Origin of the sequence: Snodgrassella sp. ESL0253 (assembly GCF_013344965.1) — a bacterium.
In the GTDB taxonomy this organism is placed as follows: domain Bacteria; phylum Pseudomonadota; class Gammaproteobacteria; order Burkholderiales; family Neisseriaceae; genus Snodgrassella; species Snodgrassella alvi_B.
Genome location: NZ_JAAEDQ010000002.1, coordinates 101,031 through 123,292, shown reverse-complemented (window position 1 = coordinate 123,292; position 22,262 = coordinate 101,031). Strand labels below are relative to the sequence as shown.

General features: G+C 45.2%; 19 protein-coding genes, 1 tRNA gene and 1 pseudogene. 17 read left to right on the top strand and 4 right to left on the bottom strand.

The features are described from left to right. Positions 1-194 precede the first annotated feature (194 nt). Together mgtE and prmC are read left to right on the top strand one after the other, a co-directional pair. Positions 195-1,628 carry a magnesium transporter gene (mgtE, locus tag GYX26_RS02505; protein WP_174827897.1) on the top strand — a complete coding sequence of 478 codons (1,434 nt, stop codon included), beginning with the start codon at positions 195-197 and terminating at the stop codon, positions 1,626-1,628. A gap of 39 nt (positions 1,629-1,667) precedes the next feature. Further along, complete coding sequence (gene prmC / locus GYX26_RS02500; protein ID WP_370520834.1) at positions 1,668-2,489, top strand: peptide chain release factor N(5)-glutamine methyltransferase; 822 nt, start codon at positions 1,668-1,670, stop codon at positions 2,487-2,489. Between the two features lie 108 nt (positions 2,490-2,597). On the opposite strand, the gene GYX26_RS02495 is transcribed toward prmC, so the two are convergent. Both GYX26_RS02495 and GYX26_RS02490 read right to left on the bottom strand, forming a co-directional pair. Continuing rightward, complete coding sequence (locus GYX26_RS02495; protein ID WP_174827895.1) at positions 2,598-3,281, bottom strand: site-2 protease family protein; 684 nt, start codon at positions 3,279-3,281, stop codon at positions 2,598-2,600. Positions 3,282-3,346: 65 nt separating this feature from the next. Continuing rightward, a complete protein-coding gene (locus tag GYX26_RS02490; protein WP_100100585.1) occupies positions 3,347-3,967 on the bottom strand; it encodes an L-threonylcarbamoyladenylate synthase in 621 nt (206 codons plus the stop codon). A 180-nt stretch (positions 3,968-4,147) separates the two neighbouring features. Here GYX26_RS02490 and GYX26_RS02485 point away from each other — a divergent pair, with 180 nt between their 5' ends. The 5 genes and pseudogenes from GYX26_RS02485 to GYX26_RS02465 all read left to right on the top strand — a co-directional run bounded on the left by GYX26_RS02485 (position 4,148) and on the right by GYX26_RS02465 (position 8,113). Further along, positions 4,148-4,615: a macro domain-containing protein gene (locus tag GYX26_RS02485; protein ID WP_174827894.1), complete on the top strand. Its 468-nt coding sequence runs from the start codon at positions 4,148-4,150 to the stop codon at positions 4,613-4,615. Between the two features lie 129 nt (positions 4,616-4,744). Then, a pseudogene (locus GYX26_RS11635) lies at positions 4,745-5,089 on the top strand (GNAT family N-acetyltransferase); the annotation flags it as partial. A 341-nt stretch (positions 5,090-5,430) separates the two neighbouring features. Further along, the gene (locus GYX26_RS02475; RefSeq protein WP_174827893.1) at positions 5,431-6,567 is read left to right on the top strand and encodes an RNA ligase RtcB family protein; all 1,137 of its coding nucleotides are present in this window, start codon (positions 5,431-5,433) and stop codon (positions 6,565-6,567) included. Further along, positions 6,567-7,175 carry a peptide chain release factor H gene (gene prfH, locus GYX26_RS02470; protein ID WP_174827892.1) on the top strand — a complete coding sequence of 203 codons (609 nt, stop codon included), beginning with the start codon at positions 6,567-6,569 and terminating at the stop codon, positions 7,173-7,175. The genes GYX26_RS02475 and prfH overlap by 1 nt, the downstream gene beginning before the upstream one ends. 293 nt (positions 7,176-7,468) lie before the next feature. Continuing rightward, positions 7,469-8,113, top strand: a complete 645-nt coding sequence (locus tag GYX26_RS02465) for a DUF421 domain-containing protein (protein WP_174827891.1) — start codon at positions 7,469-7,471, stop codon at positions 8,111-8,113. 541 nt (positions 8,114-8,654) lie between these two features. Here GYX26_RS02465 and GYX26_RS02460 read toward each other — a convergent pair. Both GYX26_RS02460 and mutS read right to left on the bottom strand, forming a co-directional pair. Next, positions 8,655-8,731, bottom strand: a tRNA-Met gene (locus tag GYX26_RS02460). Between the two features lie 73 nt (positions 8,732-8,804). After that, positions 8,805-11,423 carry a DNA mismatch repair protein MutS gene (gene mutS / locus GYX26_RS02455; RefSeq protein WP_174827890.1) on the bottom strand — a complete coding sequence of 873 codons (2,619 nt, stop codon included), beginning with the start codon at positions 11,421-11,423 and terminating at the stop codon, positions 8,805-8,807. Between the two features lie 205 nt (positions 11,424-11,628). Here mutS and GYX26_RS02450 point away from each other — a divergent pair, with 205 nt between their 5' ends. The 10 genes from GYX26_RS02450 to rpoH all read left to right on the top strand — a co-directional run bounded on the left by GYX26_RS02450 (position 11,629) and on the right by rpoH (position 22,081). After that, positions 11,629-12,936, top strand: a complete 1,308-nt coding sequence (locus GYX26_RS02450; protein ID WP_174827889.1) for a murein transglycosylase A — start codon at positions 11,629-11,631, stop codon at positions 12,934-12,936. Between the two features lie 143 nt (positions 12,937-13,079). After that, positions 13,080-14,516 carry a hypothetical protein gene (locus tag GYX26_RS02445; protein WP_174827888.1) on the top strand — a complete coding sequence of 479 codons (1,437 nt, stop codon included), beginning with the start codon at positions 13,080-13,082 and terminating at the stop codon, positions 14,514-14,516. Beyond that, entirely contained in the window at positions 14,513-15,664 is a 1,152-nt protein-coding gene (locus tag GYX26_RS02440) for an alpha-glucan phosphorylase (protein ID WP_174827887.1), read from the top strand. Before GYX26_RS02445 ends, GYX26_RS02440 begins: the two co-directional genes overlap by 4 nt. A 20-nt stretch (positions 15,665-15,684) precedes the next feature. After that, positions 15,685-16,221, top strand: coding sequence for an ATP/GTP-binding protein (locus tag GYX26_RS02435; RefSeq protein WP_100091174.1), 537 nt, complete (start codon positions 15,685-15,687; stop codon positions 16,219-16,221). A 5-nt stretch (positions 16,222-16,226) separates the two neighbouring features. Continuing rightward, complete coding sequence (locus GYX26_RS02430) at positions 16,227-16,886, top strand: peptidase M23 (protein ID WP_100091175.1); 660 nt, start codon at positions 16,227-16,229, stop codon at positions 16,884-16,886. Between the two features lie 22 nt (positions 16,887-16,908). Beyond that, positions 16,909-17,274 carry a roadblock/LC7 domain-containing protein gene (locus tag GYX26_RS02425; RefSeq protein WP_100091176.1) on the top strand — a complete coding sequence of 122 codons (366 nt, stop codon included), beginning with the start codon at positions 16,909-16,911 and terminating at the stop codon, positions 17,272-17,274. Between the two features lie 623 nt (positions 17,275-17,897). Continuing rightward, on the top strand, positions 17,898-18,413 hold the full coding sequence (gene ybeY, locus GYX26_RS02420) for an rRNA maturation RNase YbeY (protein WP_174827886.1): 516 nt from the start codon (positions 17,898-17,900) through the stop codon (positions 18,411-18,413). 2 nt (positions 18,414-18,415) lie between these two features. Continuing rightward, positions 18,416-19,252 carry an HlyC/CorC family transporter gene (locus GYX26_RS02415; protein ID WP_100091178.1) on the top strand — a complete coding sequence of 279 codons (837 nt, stop codon included), beginning with the start codon at positions 18,416-18,418 and terminating at the stop codon, positions 19,250-19,252. 224 nt (positions 19,253-19,476) lie between these two features. Next, complete coding sequence (gene lnt, locus GYX26_RS02410; RefSeq protein ID WP_238791219.1) at positions 19,477-20,997, top strand: apolipoprotein N-acyltransferase; 1,521 nt, start codon at positions 19,477-19,479, stop codon at positions 20,995-20,997. A gap of 235 nt (positions 20,998-21,232) precedes the next feature. Then, positions 21,233-22,081 (top strand): RNA polymerase sigma factor RpoH, encoded by an 849-nt coding sequence (rpoH, locus tag GYX26_RS02405; RefSeq protein WP_174827885.1) that lies wholly within the window; start codon positions 21,233-21,235, stop codon positions 22,079-22,081. Positions 22,082-22,262 lie beyond the last annotated feature (181 nt).

Below are 22,262 nucleotides of genomic sequence, written 5' to 3'. Positions count from 1 at the left end.
TCCATTGCTGATGCATATACAGCATAAAGTAACAGTATCTGGCTCAAATCCGTGTACAATAATATATCCATATAGCCTGCCGAAGCAGGCTTTAATTTATCTATCAGGCAAGTACTGCTGCATCAGGATATATGGCCTGTAGCATGGCAGTAACATCCTGAGTTACACAGTGCAACAATTAGGACAACGATACAATGGATAGCCATAGCAATCCCAGCGAGATGGAACGTCTGCATCTGGACACCGACCACATCTGTGAGCTGGTTGCTACCCTTTTACCGGTGGCCGAACATATCCATTCGCACACCCAGTCTTATTTACAGACACCAGAGCAGCAGCAGGCATTGGCTGAATTGATTGCTGCCCTGCACGAACTGCATCCTGCCGATATGGCCACCCTGCTGGAATCATTGCCATTGCAGGAACGTATGCTGGTGTGGAAGCTGGTGACTCCCGCTGAAGATGGTGAGGTGTTACTGGAAGTTTCTGATCCGGTACGTGAAACCCTGATTGAGAATATGGCACAGCAGGAGTTGCTGGCTGCTGTGGATAATCTGGATGCCGATGAGCTGGCTGAGCTGGCACCAGATTTGCCCAAAGAAGTGGTTTATGAAGCAATAAGCAGCCGCGATGAAGAAGAACGGGCACAAATTACCGCCGCCATGTCGTTTGAAGACAATCAGGTTGGCGCATTGATGGATTTTGAGCTGGTCAGTATCCGTGCTGACGTAAGCTGCGAAGTGGTATTGCGTTATCTGCGCCGGTTTGAGCGTCTGCCTGACCATACTGATAAAATCTTTGTTGTCGACAATTATGATGTATTGCAAGGCGTGTTGCCCATCCGCAGCCTGCTGGTAGCTGACCCTGATTTGCTGGTTTCTACCGTTATGGCCGATGATGTGGTTACTTTCCGTCCGGAAGACGATGCCGAAGAAGCGGCCGCAGCATTTGAACGCTATGACTTGGTAACGGCGCCGGTAGTAGACAATAACCGCAAATTAATCGGACGTATCACCGTAGATGAAATGGTGGACGTGATTCGCGAAGAATCTGAAACCGATATGCTGAATATGGCCGGTTTGCGCGAAGAGGAAGATTTATTTGCACCGGTAGTCGATTCGGTAAAAAACCGCTGGATTTGGCTGGCTGTCAATCTGTGTACGGCTTTTGTGGCCAGTCGCGTGATTGGCATGTTTGAAAACTCAATTGAAAAGATTGTGGCACTGGCTACCCTGATGCCGATTGTGGCCGGTATTGGTGGTAACTCCGGTAATCAGACCATTACCATGATTGTACGTGCCATGACTTATGGTCAGATTAGCAATAGTCAGGCATGGCGTCTACTGCGCAAAGAAGAGGGCGTTGCTCTCGTCAATGGCCTTATCTGGGGTTCAGTGATGGGCATAGTTTCCTATTTCCTCTATCACAGCGTTGGCATTGGTCTGGTGATGGTGGCTGCCATGACACTGAATCTGTTACTGGCCGCTACCGTTGGCGTGCTCATTCCCGTGTGTATGCAGAAAGCCGGCCGCGATCCGGCACTGGGCAGCAGTGTGCTGATTACTGCTGTCACCGATTCCGGCGGCTTTTTTATCTTTCTCGGTCTGGCCACCCTGTTTCTGTTATAAATCGGCTTTGCTAAATAAATAATGAATACGGATTTACCCATTACCATTGACGGCTGGTTACACAACTGCGGTTTACCACGACTGGAAGCGCGCATGTTGCTCCAGCAGGTGCTGGATATCAACCATACCTACATCATCGCTCATGGCCAGCAGCTACTGAGTACTGGTGAACAGGCCAGCCTGAATCAGTTGGCACAGCGACGGATGGCAGGTGAACCATTAGCCTATCTGCTTGGCTGGCGCGAATTTTACAGCCGGCGTTTTCAAGTTTCTTCAGCAGTACTGATTCCCCGCCCGGAAACCGAGCATCTGGTAGACGCTGCGCTGGCACATTTACCTGAACAGGGCACTCTGTGGGATTTGGGTACAGGCAGTGGTGTTATCGCCGTTACCATTGCCTGTGAACGTCCTGATGCGCAGGTATGGGCAGCAGACATCAGTACAGAGGCACTGGCAGTCGCAAGCAGCAATGCCACAGCCTTGCAGGCAAATGTACATTTCGGACAGGGTTCATGGTATCAGGCACAGCCACAGCCAGCACCGCATAGCGTAGATGTGATTGTATCCAATCCACCGTATATCGCCGCACACGACCAGCATTTGCAGCAGGGGGACTTGCGCTTTGAGCCGCAGCACGCACTAACAGATAATCATAATGGTTTGAGTGCATTGGCAATGATTATTTCTGGTGCCGCAGCCTTTCTGCGTCCGGCTGGCTGGCTGTTACTGGAACATGGGTTCGATCAGGGAGAAGCCGTGCGTGATATGTTGGCGCAACACAGTTTCAGCCAGATTCACACCTTACCTGATTTGGCCGGTATGGACAGAGTCACTTTGGGACAAAGCAATATCCATCCCTGATTTGCCCCGTAGCTTAACTTTTTCATTCAATATAAAAACATCAGGCCGCAGAAACAAAGTCTGCGGCCTGATACTATTCATCATTAATTATTGTGGCATCAATAATACTTAGAACAGGTTGATTAAAAACGTTATCATTGACGTAATCAGGTCAATTAAGACCGCCATCATCGACATAATCAAATTCATAAATGGCTCTAGTATAAAAGACAGTGCACCGCTGATAATCATAAATATAATAATCCATGTGCCATAGGGTTCCAGCTTACGGTATTGCATCGAAGCACGAGGCGACAGAAAGCTGTCAACGAAGCGGGCGCCCGGCTGCGGCGGAATCGGCAGCAGACTAAAAAAGCAGAACATGGCATTAAACCGCATACCCATTAACCCCATCAACATCATTGGTTCCTGAAAGTATTCCGGTACCCAGCGACTGATAATCACCACAATCGTCCAGCACAGACACATCAGCAGATTGGCCAGTGGGCTGGCAATAGCCACCAGACGCTCACCCTTGCGCAGATTAGTGAAATTACGCGGATCAATCGGTACCGGCTTGGCCCAGCCAATCATGAAATGACCCTGCAAAACAATCAGGGTAAAGGCTGGGACAATAATTGTTCCCATGATATCAATGTATTTGGCCGGATTCAGGCTTAGTCTGCCCATCGTCTCAGCCGTACGGTCTCCACAATAACGTGCCATATAGCCACAGGCCGCTTCCGAAAGAGTAATGGCCAGTAAAATCGGCAAAATAGCCAGCAATAAATAAGCCAGATCAAATTTCTGCAAGGTAAAATCCTTAAAACATAAACAAAAACTACCACACTGAGCACAACATAGTACCAGTTTGTCCTTTACAAACCAAATACAGCCGTATCACCTTTGCCTGCACGTATCAGCGAAATACCCTCGGTCATATCGATTACTGTTGTCGGCTCCGTACCGCACCAGCCACCATCTATCACCAAATCAACCGTATGTTCCAGTTGGTCACGTATCTCATACGGATCAGTTAAAGGTTCACTTTCGTGTGGCAGCATCAGTGTACACGATAACATCGGCTCACCCAGATTCTGTAATAACGCCAGCGCAATCCGATTATCCGGTACACGTAAACCAATGGTTTTACGTTTTGGATGCAGCGTACGGGCAGGTACTTCCTTAGTCGCCTGTAAAATAAAAGTATAACTGCCAGGCGTCGTGGCTTTGAGCAAGCGAAACTGACTATTATCTACTTTGGCATAAACACCCAGCTGGCTCAGATCATGGCACATCAGCGTAAGATGGTGTTTCTGGTCAATACCACGCAAACGCAGAATCCGTTCCATTGCCTCTTTATTACCCAGTTGACAACCCAGTGCATAACAGGAGTCAGTTGGATAAACAATCACACCGCCATGACGAACGATATCCGCTGCCTGAGCAATCAGGCGTTCCTGCGGATCAGTAGGATGGATAGCAAAAAACTGTGCCATAAATGATTTCCTCATCTTGTATTCATAATTGCAATCAGTTATTGTAAACATAAGCATGCCACACTGACAGACAATAATATGCCCGCCTAGCCATCAAGAAGTGCTACAGGCAGTAACAGCTGCAACAAATGCTTAGATGTGGCCATTAGTATAAACAGAAATTTTGCGGAAAAATTCACCATGCAGCCTGAAATCGTCTATGGAAATTTATTAGAGCAACCTGTTGATGTTATCGTCAACGCATGGAACCGGAACATCATTCCATGGTGGTTACTGTTGCCACAGGGTGTATCCGGTGCCATCAAGCGAAAAGCCGGCTATGCACCCTTTCGCCAGTTAGGCAGAGCCGGGGCGCTTAAATTAGGCTCCGCAGTCGTTACCAGTGCCGGTAAATTACCTTATCAGGCCATCATTCATGTGGCTGGCATCAATATGTTCTGGCGCGCCAGCGCTTATTCAATCCGCACATCAGTTATTTCCGCCATGGACATTGTTAATACCCAGAACTATGCTTCTGTTGCTTTCCCACTGATTGGCGCCGGTTCAGGCGGCTTTAGTCCGGAACAGGCACTTGAGCTTATGCAGGAAACATTGTTACCGATTGAAACCAACGCACGAGTTATTATTGTTAAATATATGCCCACTTAATCAATAACTGTACAAGGAATTATTAAATGGTTGATCAAGTTTCTATTGTTCGGGCAACATCAGACTTGATGCTGCTGCTTTACTGTTTGCCAGCTATCGCCAGTTTTACGGCCTGATAATCAAACAGAAAGCAGAAAATTTATTCAGGAAAGACTGGAAAAGCAGGATTCAGCCATCTTCATTGTCTATCATCAGCAACAAGCCTGCGGATTTGTACAGTTATATTTTTCCTTTTCTTCATTATCAATATCGCCCACTATAATCCTCAACGACTTGTATGTTCCTGTAAGCCACAGGCAAAAGGGCATCTCCACCCAGCTCATGCAATACGTAAAAAAATTTGCCCGTGATGGTGGCTACAGTGGCATTTCATTATGCACCGCCAGTGACAATCACAAGGCAAGAGCCCTATATGAACAGGCGGGATATCAAATTGATAACCAATTTGTTTATTATTTTTTAAACTTAAAATAAACCCATAACAACAGTGCCCGAAATAGCCAAACAGTAGTGAAATAGCCACACACCATTAATCATAATCAGCCTATCAGAATAAAAACGGCTGATTATTTTTGACTATCTGTAGAACATAATTTACAGTACGCCACTCTATCAAATCATCAACATTGCAATGGAAAGGAATAATTATGCTTGTACTACCTATCCCTTGCAGGTCAATCCAGGGCTAATCACCTCCTGATCCTTGGCTTCGGCCTGCCAATTTATTCTTCAGCACGCTAATCCTGTTCAGCCCCGATGAACATGGCTGACTATTGCTTGCTTATTACCAAATAAAATAATTGGAATGGATCAGAATGGGCAATTCTATTCAGCCGCTGGCGGACAACATCACCCTGATAGCAACACCAGAACTCTGGTTAGAGGGCGAAGCCATCCAGCAGCTACAAACAACAGCAACACTTCCCAATATTAAATTTGTAGCCGGTATGCCGGATTTACACCCCGGCCGTGGTTATCCGGTAGGTGCAGCTTTTTTTACTACACAATATCTTTATCCGGCGCTCATTGGCGGTGATATCGGCTGCGGCATGTCATTATGGCAAACCACAGTAAAAATCCGCGCTATGAATCAGGCCAAACTGATTAAACGTCTGGGCAATATCGACCAGCCCCTGTCTGAAGCAGAATGCATCAGCCTGTGGCCAGATATCCGGCCACTTGCGGAACACACGTATGCTTCCGGTACCATTGGCGGCGGCAATCACTTTGCTGAACTGCAAATGCTGGAAACCATTTATGCGCCGGAAACTGCACAGCAAATCGGGTTAAACCGGCAACATATGCAATTGATGGTGCATAGCGGTTCACGTGGTCTGGGCGGTGTGATTCTGGATAAACACGTCCGCCAGTATGGCCATCAAGGTTTAGTTGCCGATAGCGCTGCTGGCAGCACTTACCTGATGCAACACAATCAGGCTCTGGATTATGCACAACAAAACCGGGAGCTGATTGGCAGGCGCATACTGGCCAACCTGCGCGCGCAGGGACAAAAGCTGGTAGATATCAGCCACAACTTTATTGAGCCAGTCACCATTAACGGCGAATGCGGCTGGCTGCATCGTAAAGGTGCCGCAGCAGCCACGAAAGGACTGGTGATTATTCCGGGCTCACGCGGTGACTTCAGCTATCTGGTGCAGCCACTGGACACAGCATCCGCGCTGTATTCATTGGCACACGGCGCCGGACGCAAATGGCAGCGCTCAGCCTGCAAAGGCAGACTGGACGGGCGCTATACAGCTGACCAGCTCACCCGTACCGTACACGGCAGCCGCGTAATCTGCTGCGACCGTGAACTCCTGTATGAAGAAGCACCACAAGCCTATAAATCAATCGACAGTGTCATTGCTGCCATGGTTCAGGCCGATTTAATCCGGCCAATAGCACGCTTCAAACCGGTAATCACCTATAAAGTTCAAACGGAGAAAAAATAATGCAACTCTTGCAATTATCTGCCGCTTACGGACCGGCAGAATGTTGTCTGGCGGTGGTAAAAGCGTTGGCACGCTTACAATATGAAGCCAAACAAATGCAGGTTAAAGTAGAAATTGTGGAACAGGAACCAGCTAAACACGGGCTGCATTCAGTACTGGTTACCTTGGAGGGTGCACAGGCCAAGGCATTGGCTGATAGGTGGCAGGGCACCATTCAATGGATTTGCCCTAGTCCTTATCGCCCGCAGCACAAACGTAAAAACTGGTTTATCGGAGCAAGCTGTTTTAACCCAATTGTCCAGCAGCAGCCTGATGAAATTGTCTTCGAAACCATGCGCGCATCTGGAGCCGGTGGTCAGCACATTAACAAAACCGAATCAGCAGTCAGAGCCACTCATGTAGCCAGCGGTATCAGCGTTAAAGTGCAAACTGAGCGTAGCCAGCATGCCAACAAAAAACTCGCTGTGTTACTGCTTCAGCATAAACTGGCACAACAGGCGCAGCGGTTACAGGCAAAACATAAAGCCGCGCAACACAAGCACCACCATCAGATAGCGCGCGGTAATCCAGTGCGTATATTTACCCAGCTTGATTTCAAACCTTTATAGTCGTCTACAGGCAACCAGATATATTCATGGTTGCCTGCTAGATATAGCCTGCACATAGCCGTAACAATTGCTCTTAAACACGCAATTACAATAAGTATCTTTATGAAAAAAACAAAGTGCATCAGGAAAATAATGTAAATAAATCATAAAAAACAGGTGGCTACCATAGTCTGCTTCAGGCATAACAGATACAGTATCAGCACAATATCTGGCAAAACGCTATGATTGTAAAAGACAATCCATACAAATCATGTCCAGATAAAACACCTGTTGCGCAGACAAAGGAAGCCAAAATGAATCCCATCTATATCAATATCATCTGCAAAATGTTAGTAGCGTTTTGCATATTGCTGGTGTATATCAATTTATCTGGTAAAGGATCTCTGGCACCGATTTCTGCCATCGATCAAGTAGGTAATGTGGTTTTGGGGGCGATTATCGGCGGCCCTTTATATAATCCTTCCATCAGCATAATATTACTGATGAGTGCATCTATTTTCTGGGCAGGGCTGTTATTACTTGTGCGTTATGCTACATTCAAGCGCAATATCGCCAAAGACTTTGTCGATGGCACCTCAATACGCTTAATGGAAAACGGCATCGTACTATCACAGAATTTTCGCAAAGCCAAACTGTCTATCCGCGATTTCATCATGTTATTGCATCAGCGCGGCTATCCCAGCCTGGAAGTACTCAGTGATGTCTGGTTTGAATACAATGGCCAGATGACAGTCGTCAAAAAAGGCGATCCAGCCATGGCCGTGGTGGTGATCGAAAATGGTGTAATTAATTACCCCAGTCTGGAAGCATTGGGGCATGACGAAGAATGGCTGGACAAAGAATTAAACCGTCAGGGACAGAAGCTGGAAGAAGTCTTTCTGGCCGAAGTGCATGAACAGAAACTCTGGGTTTATCCGGATGTCAAAAAAGCCAGCTGAAATTACCACAGCATTCCTGCCTCACAGCCAGCCGGCAGCATTAATTCATGTATTTAAATGAAGAAAATAGATAATGAAATTAATATAGTGAAGAATAAACAATAAATTGACCAGACAGGCTGATTAATTTATAGCAAATGAACGCAATCTTAAATTTAATGACTACCTCAAATTGAAGAACAGACAGAAATAGTTAATTACCTATTTTTCAGACCAGAATCGTTAATTTACAGGTTGGCTGTAATACTGATTGCTACCAGCAATATGATAAAGATGTTGATATAGTTATTGGCCGAACAACGAAACAGCCTAAGCAGAATAAAGTTTAACGGTGTTACATAAACGTTAATGGCTTGTTATATACCAGCAAGCATTTATTGCCGCATGACCGGCCGCAAAAATCTGTATACAGCATGTCACAACAAAACCAGAGTCGGGCTGGTACCTGACCGCATTAAACATTGATTTCAATCGATTGGGCTATTATCTAAATTAAACAGACAAAATAAAATGCCCTGTTGAAACAGGGCATTTAAAAATCTGGTTGCGGGGGCAGGATTCGAACCTACGACCTTCGGGTTATGAGCCCGACGAGCTACCATGCTGCTCCACCCCGCGTCTGGTAAGAAAGTCATTATACGGATAACCAGCGCAATGTCAACTAAAAAGCGGATTAACCGTACATATTTCATCATGACTGTTGATTTTGCTGATGATTTTTCCAGCAATGTATCAAATCATATACCGCAGTCAGAGCCGCTTTAGGCGTCAACTCATCGGGATTAAGAGCATTTAGCTGAGCACATAAATCCGCCGGCATCATGGTTGCAGAAGAAGTGCCTGCATCGGCATTGGCTACCTCTGCTTCTACCACATCTTCTGACTGTGCCTGAAACATATCTAGTTGTGGCTGTTCATTAGCAGCATGCTGTTCCAGTGCCTGCAAATACCGGTAAGCAGCATTCAGTGCCCGTGCAGGCAGGCCGGCCAGTTTCGCCACCGCTATCCCATAGCTTTTACTGGCTGGTCCGGGTTCAATATGATGCAGAAAAACAATATCCTGTCCCTGCTCCAGTGCGGCCAGATGCATATTGAATGCATGCGCATACTGTTCCGGCAATCTGGTTAATTCAAAATAGTGAGTAGCAAAAAGAGTATAACTGCGGTTTTTTTGCAGCAAATGTTCAGCAATGGCCTGTGCCAGCGCCAAACCGTCAAACGTAGATGTACCACGGCCAACTTCATCCATTAATACCAGCGAGCGGTCAGTAGCATGATGCAAAATATAGGCAGTTTCCGACATTTCCACCATAAAGGTAGAACGGTTGCCTGCCAGATCATCCGAAGCGCCAATACGGGTAAATATCTGGTCAAACTCTCCCAGCGTACAGCTGTCTGCCGGCACCGGTGCACCAATATGCGCCAGCAACACAATTAAAGCTACCTGTCGCATATACGTCGATTTACCACCCATATTCGGGCCGGTCAGCAACATCAGGCGGCGTTTATCATCAAGCTGGGTATCATTAGCGGTAAACTGGCTAACCTGTGCCGCTACTACAGGATGGCGGCCATTACTAATCTGTAAACACGGATAATTCACCAATTTTGGAAAGCAGTAATGTTCAGTCTCAGCATAGCTAGCCAGCGTAGTTAATACATCCAGACTGGCCGCAGCGCGGGCACAACGTTGCAATACCGGCAGCTCAGCCTGTAACTGCAACAACAGAGCATCATATAACTGCTTTTCCCGGGCCAGTGCATTTTGTTGCGCACTCAGCACTTTCTCTTCAAAAGCCTTTAATTCAGGTGTGATATAACGTTCAGCATTTTTCAGGGTTTGGCGTCGTTGATAGTCTGCCGGCGCCTGTTCAGACTGCACCTTGCTTAATTCAATATAAAACCCATGCACACGATTAAATTCGACTTTCAGGCTGGATAAACCCGTGCGCTCCCGTTCCCGATTTTCCAACTGCTGCAAAAATTCATCGCCATGATTCTGCAAACGACGCAGCTCATCCAGCTCGGCATCAAAACCGTCATTAATCACCCCGCCATCGCGCAACCATATTGCTGGTTCAGGCATAATGGCCATAGTTAATTGTTGAGCAACAGGCATTGTCGGCGGAAATTGTTCCAATAGAGTCTGTACCAGACTACTTTGGTCAGATTCTTCCAAACGAAAAGCGGCCAAAACCGCCAGACTGTCACGCAAAGCTGATAAATCACGCGGCCGCGCACTGCCAATTGCAATACGTGCGGCGATACGCTCAATATCCGCCACCTGTTTTAACATCGCCGTGACTGGTGCACACTGTGGTGCCAGTGCTGCTACCGCCTGCTGGCGGGCAATAATTTGCTCACGCCCGCGTAACGGCTGGTGCAGCCACTGTGCCAGCAGACGACTACCCATATGCGTTGCACAATGATCCAAAACCGAAAACAGTGTCGGCGCTTTCTGGCCGCTTAACGTCTGGGTTAATTCCAGATTACGCCGAGTGGCTGCATCCATGCCGATATAAGCCGATTCCTGCTCCAGTGTCAGACTATCCAGATGTTTAGGTAACTGCATTTGTGTCTGCTGCACATAATTCAGCAAAGCCCCTGCCGCTCCAATAGCGGCATCATGTTCGCCTGACTGCAAGCCGAAAGCACGTAAATCCTGACTGCCAAAATAGCGCTGAATCATGCGGGCACCCGTATCAGCCGCAAATTGCCATGCATGTAAACGGGTCAGTTGCCGGTCTTGGCCGGCGAGATCCAGCTTGCCCTGTGTCTGGTCTGAAAGCAGAATTTCCGCAGCCTGCAAGCGAGCCAGTTCATGCGGCAGGGCTTCCGGCGAAATGATTTTGCAGCGAAATTCCCCGTTTTGCAGCGACAGCCAAGCTACACCAAGTTGTTTTTTCAACAGAGAAACCGCCACAATCCGGTTGGTTTCCTTATCTTCCAGCAATGCTGTATCAGTCAGCGTGCCTGGTGTAACAATCCGTACAACCTGCCGTTCTACCGGTCCCTTACTTGCGCCCACTTCACCAGTTTGCTCACAAATGGCCACACTTTTGCCCAGCTTTACCAGCTTGGCCAAATACTGTTCCACAGCATGATAGGGCACACCAGCCATTTTGATGGGCGCCCCGTTAATCTGCCCACGAGTAGTCAGCGTAATATCCAACAAACGTGCAGCTTCAACAGCATCATCCAGAAACAGCTCATAAAAGTCGCCCATCCGGTAAAATAGCAGCTTGTCCTGATGGTCAGCCTTAATGGCCAGATATTGCATCATCATCGGTGTCAGGGTGGGTTTACTCATTGCGTAACAAGATATTTGATTTGGCTAAAAAAGCTATTGTAACAGAGTGTTCAGCTTCCGTTTATGCACAAGCGGATATCCTGATAAAGATCCGGCGGCCTGTTGCCCTTGTTTAATGGCGTGAATGACTGTCATAATGGTGTGAAAATACGGCTTATGTCCGTATCGTCGTCTATTAAAGAATATGTCAAAGATTATGCCATCAATGAAATTCAGCTTAATTCGCCGTTGGGTGCTGTGGTTTAGTGTGTTATTTCTGGCTGCCTGTACCCTTAGTCATAAACCAGCAGATAAAATCCTGTCTGGTGGAGGAAGTGCATTGACACCGGGGACACCCTTGCCATTAAGCTATGCTTATACGCCGGGTAAAGCCGGCGTTAGCTATAGGGTAGTCTCCTATCAGGAGTTGCCGCAATGGTCTACCCAGTCATTTATCGATAGTCTGGAAGCATTTAAAACCAGCTGTAGCAAACTGCAAATGCAGCCAGCCTGGCAGACTGTGTGTCAGCAAGCAGCACGTACACCCAGGCACAATCATCAAGCCAAAGCATTTTTTGAAACTTATTTCACGCCATGGCAAGTCAGTCAGAACGGACAACTGGCCGGTACAGTAACCGGTTATTACGAACCCATGCTGCTGGGCGATACCAGACAGACAGCACAGGCGCGTTTTCCCATTTATGGTATTCCTAGTGACTTTGTCGTCGTACCACTCAGTTCAGGGCAGCGTCAGGGAATTGTTCGTATTCGCCTTACCGGCGCAAACAGTGGGGTTATTACGCCTAGTGGAAATTACACGGCCAATCTGGCCTCTTTTCATCTGAATGAGAAAACACGGGCACTGAAGGGCCGGATAAGCGGTAATCAGCTTGTCCCGTATTACACTCGGGCTCAAATCAATGCCGGAGCACTCAATGGCAAAGCGCCTGTTCTGGGTTATGCCAATGATGCAGTAGAGTTATTTTTTCTGCATGTGCAGGGGTCAGGGCAGCTGAAAACACCAGATGGACGGATGTTGCGTCTCAGTTTTGCCGATAAAAATGATTACCCTTATGTATCAATTGGTAAATACATGGCTAACAGGGGTTATTTGCCTCTGGCACAGACATCAATGCAGGGTATTAAGGCATGGTTACAACAACATCCGCAGCAGTTGGCCGAAGTATTAGGGCAAAATCCCAGCTATGTCTTCTTTCGCGCATCAGCAGAACCTGCCAGTGGGCCCACAGGTGCATTAGGCGTACCACTTACCAAAGGATATTCTGCTGCTGTAGACAGTCATTTTATTAACCTTGGTGCACCACTATTTGTGGCAACAACACATCCAGCCAGTGGTTATGGGTTAAATCGGCTACTCATGGCACAGGATACCGGTAGTGCCATCAATGGCGCAACAAGAGTAGATTATTTCTGGGGTTATGGCGATGATGCCGGCATTCTGGCCGGTAAAATGAAATATCCTGGTTACATATGGCAACTATTACCTAACGGAATGTTGCCTCAGGTTAAATAAAAATCTGGCGAACAAGTGCAAGCTAAGGTAAAATACTTAAAGTATTGACAATTGTATGTGAAGCGTTACCGTAAATGAAAAACATGCATTTAACCATGCGCTCATGCATCTGGCAGTTAACTACAATAAAAGGGATGTAAATTATGGAGTTATATTTGCCTATTGCCCTTTTAGTCATATTGCTGGTTGTATTGCTTGTGCTGAAAAAGCGGCAGAAAGCGGGAAGTCATGCCAAAGGCAAAAGTGCTACCCGCAAAAAACAATCTGCATCCAAACGTAATAAAGGTACAGGAAGCAAGGCTGCACCAGCTGGCGAAGAAGCGGCAGAACCGCTGGCAGATGAAGACTGGGACTGGCAAACCATGCAGCCAGACAAAGCTACAGTTTCTGTTGCCACTGTGGATCACCTTACTGAATATAAGGTTTATAAACAGTTTGGTTACTTCCAAAAAGCTGCTGATTCACTTGCCTCATATCTGGAGCAGAATGCTACTCAGCAGAGTCCGGCAATGGCCAATACACTGGTCAATGAACTGGCCGAGTTATGTGTAGAAGCCAAAAATACAGATAAGCTTGCTGAAGTAATTGATCAGTATCGCAATTATCTGCGACGGCCTGAGCTGGAAAATCTGATTCGCCAAGGTCTTGCCCTAGATGAGAATCACCTAGGCTTGCGTGTGTTGGCAGAAGATCTGCTGCAGTGGGACATTAAGGAAACGGAAAAAGAAGTCGGTATCAATCAGGGTAAAAAACCAGAAGATACCAGACCGGAAGTCGAGTCTGCCAGTAATGCCCAACATATCACTGAACAGCCACATGAATTACTGGTTAAAGGTAATATGGGTAATTTTAAAATTCGTGGCGACGAGCGTGATGTTCTGCTGAGCTTCTCCAAACCGGAAAACAGCTATGTATTGCTGAAAGAGCAATTGCCCTATGATGCAGCCATCCGCTGCCTGAACAAGGCTATTAAGACATCCAGAAAACCTGCCGGACTAATTATTGATGCCTTGGCGCTGGATTACCGACGCAATAATATCAATGTATTTGCTCAGCATCTGTGGCGTTTATACTATACTTTGGGCCAGTACGGTAATGTTATAAAGGAACGTATGCTGGGTTGGGGCTATAGTCTTGGACAGCATCCAATGTTTGAACAGCTTGAGGCCAAGCCTAATGAAACCGTGCTGCGCGATATTGGGATAACGCTGGGCTATTTGCCCGTGAATAGCAGTGCACTCAAAGCCAAACGCCTTTCTTTGGTCGACAAGGCAGCCTCAGATAATGACGTTGCCGAGACACCCGCAGAGCGTGTATTGCGTGATGTTGAATCATTGCTTACCTTTGGTCAGTTTGATGAAGCAACGGATTTACTGGAAAAATCAGTCCTGCTTTATCCACAGGAGTCACAGCTCTACATTACTTTATTTGACTTGTATGAACGTGCAGAAGAATGGACACGTTTGGAAAAAATGTTACAGGTAATCCGTGCTGAAATTCAGACGCCACCTGAAGAAGTTGTACTTGCTATGAGTCAATTATTGAAACGTATTAACCACGGTGGTGTGCAAAATCAATGATGAACAATTCAATACCTAAAGTAAAAACTGCCTATGTTTTGCTCGTCAATGTGGATGATCGCCAGACAGCCATGTTGCGCATGGCATTTAAAATGTACAATAGTGTTAACTACCAGCTGATTCAGCCTGAGGATAATGTACAGCCGGAACTAATTCTGGTAGATGGTGACGCAGCCGATGGTGAAGCGGTATGGCAAAAGGTAAAAAAGAAATATCCTGATGCTGTAGTCGTGTTTTTTGGTCGTAATTCACCCTCATTCACAGCACCATATCTGATGAAACCAATCAGATTCGATACCCTGTTTCAGCATCTGCGTAATTTGCAGCAGGGTAATGGTGTGTGGCTGGCTGATAATAAAGCAGCGGCACAGAAAGAAACCGCCACTGAGCAATCTGTGGCTAGTACTGCACAACAGGAGCACAATGCTGTGGATCATTCGCAGCAGGCAGTAACTGTAGTACGTTTCCATACAAATGGAACATTGCTGGGCATGGTACAAAAGCTGGCGCAGCAAACTGAAGACACTGCAATCCTGTTTGAAAACAAGCCTGTACTAATTGTTTTTCCAAGTGTTGAAAAAGTATTGCTGGCAGTTGAAAGTGACACTTTACAACAGTTGTGTATGCAAACAGATGTTGAATGGCAGACAAAGGCTGTTCCAGCATCTGCGCCAACCGCACAGCTGCACGATAAAGCCAAACTGACTCTACAAGCCTGTATATGGCAGTTGTCGATCTGGACGGCTCGTGGTCGCCTGATCGATCCTATTACACCTGATACAATTATCAAGCTGAAGGCTTGGCCAAATATGACTCGTATGGCTTATCTGCCTGAATCTATGCGCTTGTCAGCTTTTCTGGTGCGTACACCTGTAGCACTTAACACTTTATACAAGCTGTTGCCCGTTTCACTTGAAGATGTATTAAATTATATAGCTGCCACATATTCAATTGGTTCCCTGATTATCGAGCAGCCATTAACTCATTCTGCTACGCAACAGGAAGAAGGAATGACTCTGACCCGGAAAGCACCACAGGCTGTTACCAAACCAGCAGCTGGCGTACAAACGACAGAGCATAATGAAAGCGATGAAAACAAGCCGAAAGGTTTACTGGCACGTTTGATGGGTCGCTTGCGTGGCAATTAATACCTAAGCAGGGAGTAATTATGGTTGAAAATAAAATTATCTTTACCGGCCCAGTTGGGGTGGGAAAAACAACTGCTATCGCCGCATTATCGGATGATCCTCCGATACAGACTGATGCCAGTGCATCGGATATGACACAGGACAGAAAAGGTCATACTACTGTCGCTATGGACTATGGTGTTATTCGACTGGATGAGCATACTAAAGTCCATTTATATGGCACACCGGGTCAGGAACGCTTTGATTTCATGTGGAGCATTCTGAGTAGGGGTAGTATGGGGTTAATTCTGCTACTGGATAACACTCGTCAGAATCCGCTGAAAGACCTGAAATTTTTCCTTACTTCTTTTCACGACTTGCTGGAAGATGCTCCGGTTGTTGTAGGGGTTACCAAAATGGACTTAAATCCACAGCCTGGCGTGGATGTTTATCAGCAGTATCTGGCACAACACAATCTCAATGTACCTGTATTTGAGGTTGATGCCCGTAATGAGGACGATGTAAAACAACTGGTTACCGCTATGCTGTATTCTATTGATCCAGGTTTGGAAGGATAGTCAGTATGGAATCTACATTACAACTACATCATGATTTGTATCCGAAAGTGATGCCGGCGGGTGCATTTTATGCAGTATCTAGCCCAAGTCACAGTGCCAGCCGTATGTTACTGGCCAATATTCTGCAGGCAGATATTAATGCTAAATTAACAGAAGAGCGTTTGAGGCAATGGGCTGAAACAGATGATGTTCATACTGCATTAAATTTATTGTATCGTTTACAACGCCTCGAATTCTTATATGGAGAAACTAAACCCAGTTCACAACTGGTTAAGGTAACTTCTGATGGATTTGAAGATATTCTGGGTCAACTGTCAGACAGCCATAAGGCACTGCTGGTTGATCAGGATGGTTTTTACTTTGCTAATGTCGGTTTTAATCATGAAACTGCCGAAGAGGTGGCTAATCTGGCCAGTGAGGCAACTAGACTGACAGAAAAACACAGTCTGCTGATTAAAAATAACCTCAATATCTACAACAATGCTATCGGGATCTGTGATCCTGCTGGCCAGAGTGAATTGACATTCTTCCCATTATATATTGGTAATACCAAAAATATTTTGGTAACAGCTGGATTGCCATTACTTAACAGTGAAGCTTTCGTCACTATGGTACGCGGCCTGTTTGTATTGGCTGGTGAAGACATTCATGTAGTAAATGAATAAACATCAATAGAAAGACATCAAGATGCAAGAACAATTACTGGTTTCGGTATTAAGTGATTTAAATAGCTCTTCGGCTGACATTACTGCATCTGCTGTAATTTCCTCCGATGGTCTGCCGGTAGCAACCTTGTTACCGAATGGTGTTGATCCAGACCGCGTTGGTGCAATGGCAGCAGCTCTGCTTGCTTTGGGTAATCGTACTTCCCGTGAATTACAATGTGATGAGCTGGAACAGGTTATGGTTAAGGGTAAGCATGGTTACATTCTGCTGATTCAGGCGGGAGATACCAATGTATTGGCAGTGACTGCCAATGAAGGTGCCAAACTGGGACTAATTTTACTGGATGCCCGTCGCGCAGCCCGCAGTATCGTAGATATCTTACGTTAACTGATTATTATGATGAAAACCCTGTTTCTAGTAATTGGACAGGGTTAACGGGTTGTAATATCCAGAAGTAAATTGATAACTGTTTTAAAATAGCAGCACAATTCATAATTCTATAGGAAAAAATCAATTTACCACATGTCTTTTGCCATAAAAAAATTTATGTTTTAAAACTAAAACTGAATTTGCTTATGGATTTTATGTTATTGGTGAAACATATTCCTTAATCCCTGCCTAACCTAAGTGTATCTGCTGATAGTATTCCTGAATATATTTTGTTGTATTGATGTATTCAACTATATTATTCATATAATAATAAATAATTAGTCTAATCTTAAAATAAATTTAAATTTAGCTGTTGCATGAATTGTCTGAGCTATGCGGATACAGATAAGAAGTGCAGATTAAGCAATTATCAATATGTTTATCATTAATCATAATAAACTTTGTGATAAAACAGAGAAGCCTATATTAAACAGTTTTTTCATACAAACTACTGATAATTTAAATTAAATATTATATTTATTAGAACAGCTTAATGACGATTATCGCCAGATTTGGCCGGATAAGTGCATTTATCAGTTGTGCTTGCTAAAATATAATCATCAGGATTACAAATAAATTAAATGAAAGTTGCCAAGAAAAAGCCGGTTTTACAGCATTTGAATCAGGTATTCAGTTTAAATGTTGACAACCGCAGTAGTGCTAACCATATTCCAGTTCTCAATCAGTGGCGGCAGTGGATATGGCAAACCTGTAAAAATAGTTATAAACGTGCCAATATTGCTATATTGCTATGTGATGAAGAAGAAGCACGCCAGTTCAATCACGATTTCCGCCACAAAGATTATGCCACTAATGTATTAAGCTTTGCGCTCAACGAAGGTGAAAGCATGTATTTGCCTGACAGCGAAGGACTCAATGGCGATCTGATTTTTTGCCCTCAGGTTATAGAAAAAGAAGCAATGGCACAACATAAACCATTGATAGCGCATTATGCCCATCTGACTGTTCACGGGACTTTGCATCTTATGGGTTATGATCATATTGATGATGAAGAAGCTGAAATCATGGAAGCGCTTGAAATCCGTATCCTGCATCAGTTAGGATACGCGAATCCCTATACACAGGATGAATATTGATTATGGACGAAAGTTCGTCGAAACCAGGATTTTTTGAGCGATTGGTAAATCGTATATCTGGAGAGGCTCCAGATACTGAAGAAGAAGTATTGCAAACTCTGCGGGAAGCGCATGAGCGGCAGGTTTTTGATGCAGATACCTTACAGTGTCTGGAAAATGTACTGGATTTTGCTGATCTGGAAGTGCGTGATGCGATGATAACGCGCAGCCAGATGGACGTGATTAGAATAGAAGATCCGTTAGATAAAATTATTGCTTATATTATTGATACAACCCATTCACGCTTTCCAGTGATTGGTGAGGATAAAGATGAGATTCTGGGTATTCTGCATGCCAAGGATTTACTTAAATACTGGGGCAGAGGTGAACATTTCCAGCTAGAACAGGTACTACGTCCGGCTGTGTTTGTACCTGAGGGCAAATCTCTGAACACGCTGCTAAAAGAATTTCGTGAGCAACGCAATCACATGGCTATTGTGGTCGACGAATATGGTGGTACATCAGGACTGGTGACATTTGAAGATGTGATTGAACCCATTATCGGCGATATCGAAGACGAATTTGATGAAGATGATGGTGCGGATAATATCTTTGCTGTGTCCGCTGAACGCTTTCGCGTGAATGCTGTTACAGAAATCGAAGACATCAATACATTTTTTGGTACCGATTATTCTGATGATGAAGTAGACACCATTGGCGGTCTGGTGATTCAGGAATTAGGTCACATGCCAGTACGGGGTGAAAAAATTACCATTGGTAAATTGAATTTCACTGTAGCCAGAGCCGATGCACGGCGTTTACAGACATTAATGGTGACTGTAAAAAATAATGCTCATTAATATTTAAGTACCTGATATAGTTGTGTATGAAAATACCATTGGTTTGGCACTGCTTCTGAAATATACTGCTTTAGTACAGGTAGAAAATATGGGTTCAGACTAATAAATGCGAGTTTTTGCTGACAGTGGCTATAGTAATTAATCAGATTTGATTCGGCTGGCTAAAGGCTGTGGAGCTTTACGTGACTAATAAACTGGATATGTCTGCGCAACATCCTTTTGGCATGAAATATTATGCTGTTTTAGCAAGAGCATGGGTGTACTGGCCGCTATTATTATTGTCAGCAGCTCTGGTGCCATTTGCTTTTGCTCCCTATTATCATTACTGGCTGTTACCCGTTTTGCTGGCCGTGTTACTGATTTTACAGACTGCACGGCCACAATGGCGTGTTCGTTCTGCTTATCTTTGGGCGCTAACGGCCTATACAGCACTACTGTACTGGATAGATATTGCCTTACATGATATTGCCGGATTGCCACAGTTTTTAGCGTGGCCACTAACCATGCTGTTACCGGCCTATCTGGCTATTTATCCTGCTCTGGTATTCTGGTTGTTGGGAAAATTCAGGTTCTCCAGTACAACCTGTCATACTGTGGTATTACCACTATTATGGACACTGGCTGAATTTGTACGAGAACGTGCGCTAACCGGTTTTGGCTGGGGTAGTTGGGGCTATAGCCAGATAGCAAATTCGGCTTTAGCCGGTTTTGCGCCAGTAGGTGGTATTTTTCTGGTGACACTGGTTACTGTTGCCAGTGGTGCATGGCTGGCTGAACTGTTACTGGCAAAAAAACGCAAGGCAAAGATTGGTTGTGGTGTAAGCCTGATAAGCGTGTGGTTGCTAGGAGCGGTTTTATTACAATGCAGCTTTACACAGGCAGATGGTACCCATGCAACAGTTGCACTGGCGCAGGGTAATATTCCACAATCGCTTAAGTGGGATGAGCGTTTATTACAACCAACCCTACAGCGCTATCTTGATCAGATAGCCAGCACACGTGCCAATATTGTTATTCTGCCAGAGACAGCCATTCCGGTGATGCGGCAGGATATGGCACCAGAGCAGCTGGATATATTTGCCCATCTTGCACGTAAACATGGTTCAGCATTGGCCGTTGGTATTCCCCAGTATACGGCAGATGGAACCGGCTATCTGAACGCAGTGGTTAATTTTACTGCCACCCCGTCTGAAGCAGGGTTACCTTATTATGCTAAAAATCATCTGGTTCCATTTGGTGAGTATATTCCATTACCGCTATTGCTGGACTGGTTGTATCGCTGGATGGATATGCCACTGACAGGCTTTTCCAAAGGTGGTTCTGCTCAGGCGCCATTACAGTTAGCTAATCAGCTTGTTGCTTTTAATATCTGCTATGAAGACGGTTTTGGTGATGAATTAATCGCGGCGGCCAGACAGGCCAGTTTGCTGGCAAATGTAAGTAATATGGCCTGGTACGGGCATTCACATGCCATGCAGCAGCATTTGCAGCAGTCACAGGCACGGGCACTGGAAACCGGGCGCTATATAGTACGCGCTACCAATACCGGTATGACCGCCATTATTAATCCCAAGGGGCAAATTGTGGCACAGCTGAAACCTGATGCTGCTGCTGTACTGGAAGGAGAAATATCTGGTTATCGGGGTAATACGCCTTATATGTGGCTGGGGAGCAGCTGGCCTTTAGCCTTTATCAGTTTGTTTTTACTGTTAATAATCGGCGTGTATGGACGTTATCGCCATTGAATAAACCATAGCGATGTGTATAATAATAAATTTCTACAATCGAAATTTTCAATATACATTATTTTACCAATAATGAACGAATCATAAATAGTAATTGAAGTACATTCATATTTTAATTACAATGATAAATTATTAGCTTAGTTATAGATTTACTAGTTTTCCTGTAACAAACAACATGTTATTGTGTTGCAGCTGGCGTAATTAAAATAACTGGGCACACACAGAAAGGACAGGCATGAATACCGCTTTTGCATTACCCGTGCCGACCGGGCATGGTAGTTTGGAGCAATACATTCATACCGTAAACAATATTCCTATGCTTTCCCTTGAGGAAGAGCAGGATTTGGCAGTACGCCAGACCGAAGGGGATTTAGAGGCTGCTAAAAAACTGATTTTATCTCACCTGCGTGTCGTGGTTTCCATTGCACGTGGTTATGATGGTTATGGCCTGAATCAGGCGGATTTGATTCAGGAAGGCAATATTGGTTTGATGAAAGCGGTAAAACGCTTTCAGCCAAGCCGTGGCGTACGTCTGTTTTCGTTTGCGGTACACTGGATTAAAGCTGAGATTCACGAATTTATTTTACGTAACTGGCGTTTGGTGCGTGTCGCTACCACCAAGCCGCAGCGTAAGCTGTTTTTCAATTTACGCAGTATGCGTAAATCCATGGCTGCATTGAGTAATAAAGAAGCACAGTCGATTGCCGATGATTTGGGCGTAAAGCTCTCTGAAGTTCTGGAAATGGAACAGCGCATGACCGGCAAGGACATGTCGTTGCTGGCAGAGAATGATGATGAAGATAATTTTGCGCCGATAGACTGGTTAACTGATAGCACTACCGAGCCAACACAGGTACTGGAACAACAGGCACATTATGCGTTGCAGACTGAAGGCTTGCAGACAGCACTGGCCAAACTGGATGATCGCAGTCGCCATATTGTTGAAAGTCGCTGGCTGGCAGATGATGGTGGGTTAACCCTGCATGATCTTGCCGGTGAGTATGGTGTATCTGCGGAACGTATCCGTCAGATTGAAGCCAAAGCAATGCAGAAATTACGTGGCTATCTGGCAGAAGCCGAATAATTTGGGTTTGAATTTAAAAAAACTGCATAGATCAGATTTAGCTGATTTATGCAGTTTTTTTATAGAATAACGGATGCCTTGAGGGCAGTAAGTTCACTATACTCAGGTGATATAGCTACAAAGTAGAAACATTCTCAATTGGTTCAGAATATTAATACTCCAATATGATTGTTGTGCTAAC

Bases quoted from the DNA above. Each gene is read 5' to 3' on its own strand.
- GYX26_RS02450 (WP_174827889.1), top strand. From the start codon at position 11,629: ATGAAATTCAGCTTAATTCGCCGTTGGGTGCTGTGGTTTAGTGTGTTA.
- GYX26_RS02485 (WP_174827894.1), top strand. From the start codon at position 4,148: ATGCAGCCTGAAATCGTCTATGGAAATTTATTAGAGCAACCTGTTGAT.
- mutS (WP_174827890.1), bottom strand. From the start codon at position 11,423: ATGAGTAAACCCACCCTGACACCGATGATGATGCAATATCTGGCCATT.
- GYX26_RS02490 (WP_100100585.1), bottom strand. From the start codon at position 3,967: ATGGCACAGTTTTTTGCTATCCATCCTACTGATCCGCAGGAACGCCTG.
- GYX26_RS02440 (WP_174827887.1), top strand. From the start codon at position 14,513: ATGATGAACAATTCAATACCTAAAGTAAAAACTGCCTATGTTTTGCTC.
- mgtE (WP_174827897.1), top strand. From the start codon at position 195: ATGGATAGCCATAGCAATCCCAGCGAGATGGAACGTCTGCATCTGGAC.
- lnt (WP_238791219.1), top strand. From the start codon at position 19,477: ATGAAATATTATGCTGTTTTAGCAAGAGCATGGGTGTACTGGCCGCTA.
- ybeY (WP_174827886.1), top strand. From the start codon at position 17,898: ATGAAAGTTGCCAAGAAAAAGCCGGTTTTACAGCATTTGAATCAGGTA.
- GYX26_RS02475 (WP_174827893.1), top strand. From the start codon at position 5,431: ATGGGCAATTCTATTCAGCCGCTGGCGGACAACATCACCCTGATAGCA.
- GYX26_RS02465 (WP_174827891.1), top strand. From the start codon at position 7,469: ATGAATCCCATCTATATCAATATCATCTGCAAAATGTTAGTAGCGTTT.
- GYX26_RS02435 (WP_100091174.1), top strand. From the start codon at position 15,685: ATGGTTGAAAATAAAATTATCTTTACCGGCCCAGTTGGGGTGGGAAAA.
- GYX26_RS02425 (WP_100091176.1), top strand. From the start codon at position 16,909: ATGCAAGAACAATTACTGGTTTCGGTATTAAGTGATTTAAATAGCTCT.
- GYX26_RS02415 (WP_100091178.1), top strand. From the start codon at position 18,416: ATGGACGAAAGTTCGTCGAAACCAGGATTTTTTGAGCGATTGGTAAAT.
- GYX26_RS02445 (WP_174827888.1), top strand. From the start codon at position 13,080: ATGGAGTTATATTTGCCTATTGCCCTTTTAGTCATATTGCTGGTTGTA.
- rpoH (WP_174827885.1), top strand. From the start codon at position 21,233: ATGAATACCGCTTTTGCATTACCCGTGCCGACCGGGCATGGTAGTTTG.
- prfH (WP_174827892.1), top strand. From the start codon at position 6,567: ATGCAACTCTTGCAATTATCTGCCGCTTACGGACCGGCAGAATGTTGT.
- GYX26_RS02430 (WP_100091175.1), top strand. From the start codon at position 16,227: ATGGAATCTACATTACAACTACATCATGATTTGTATCCGAAAGTGATG.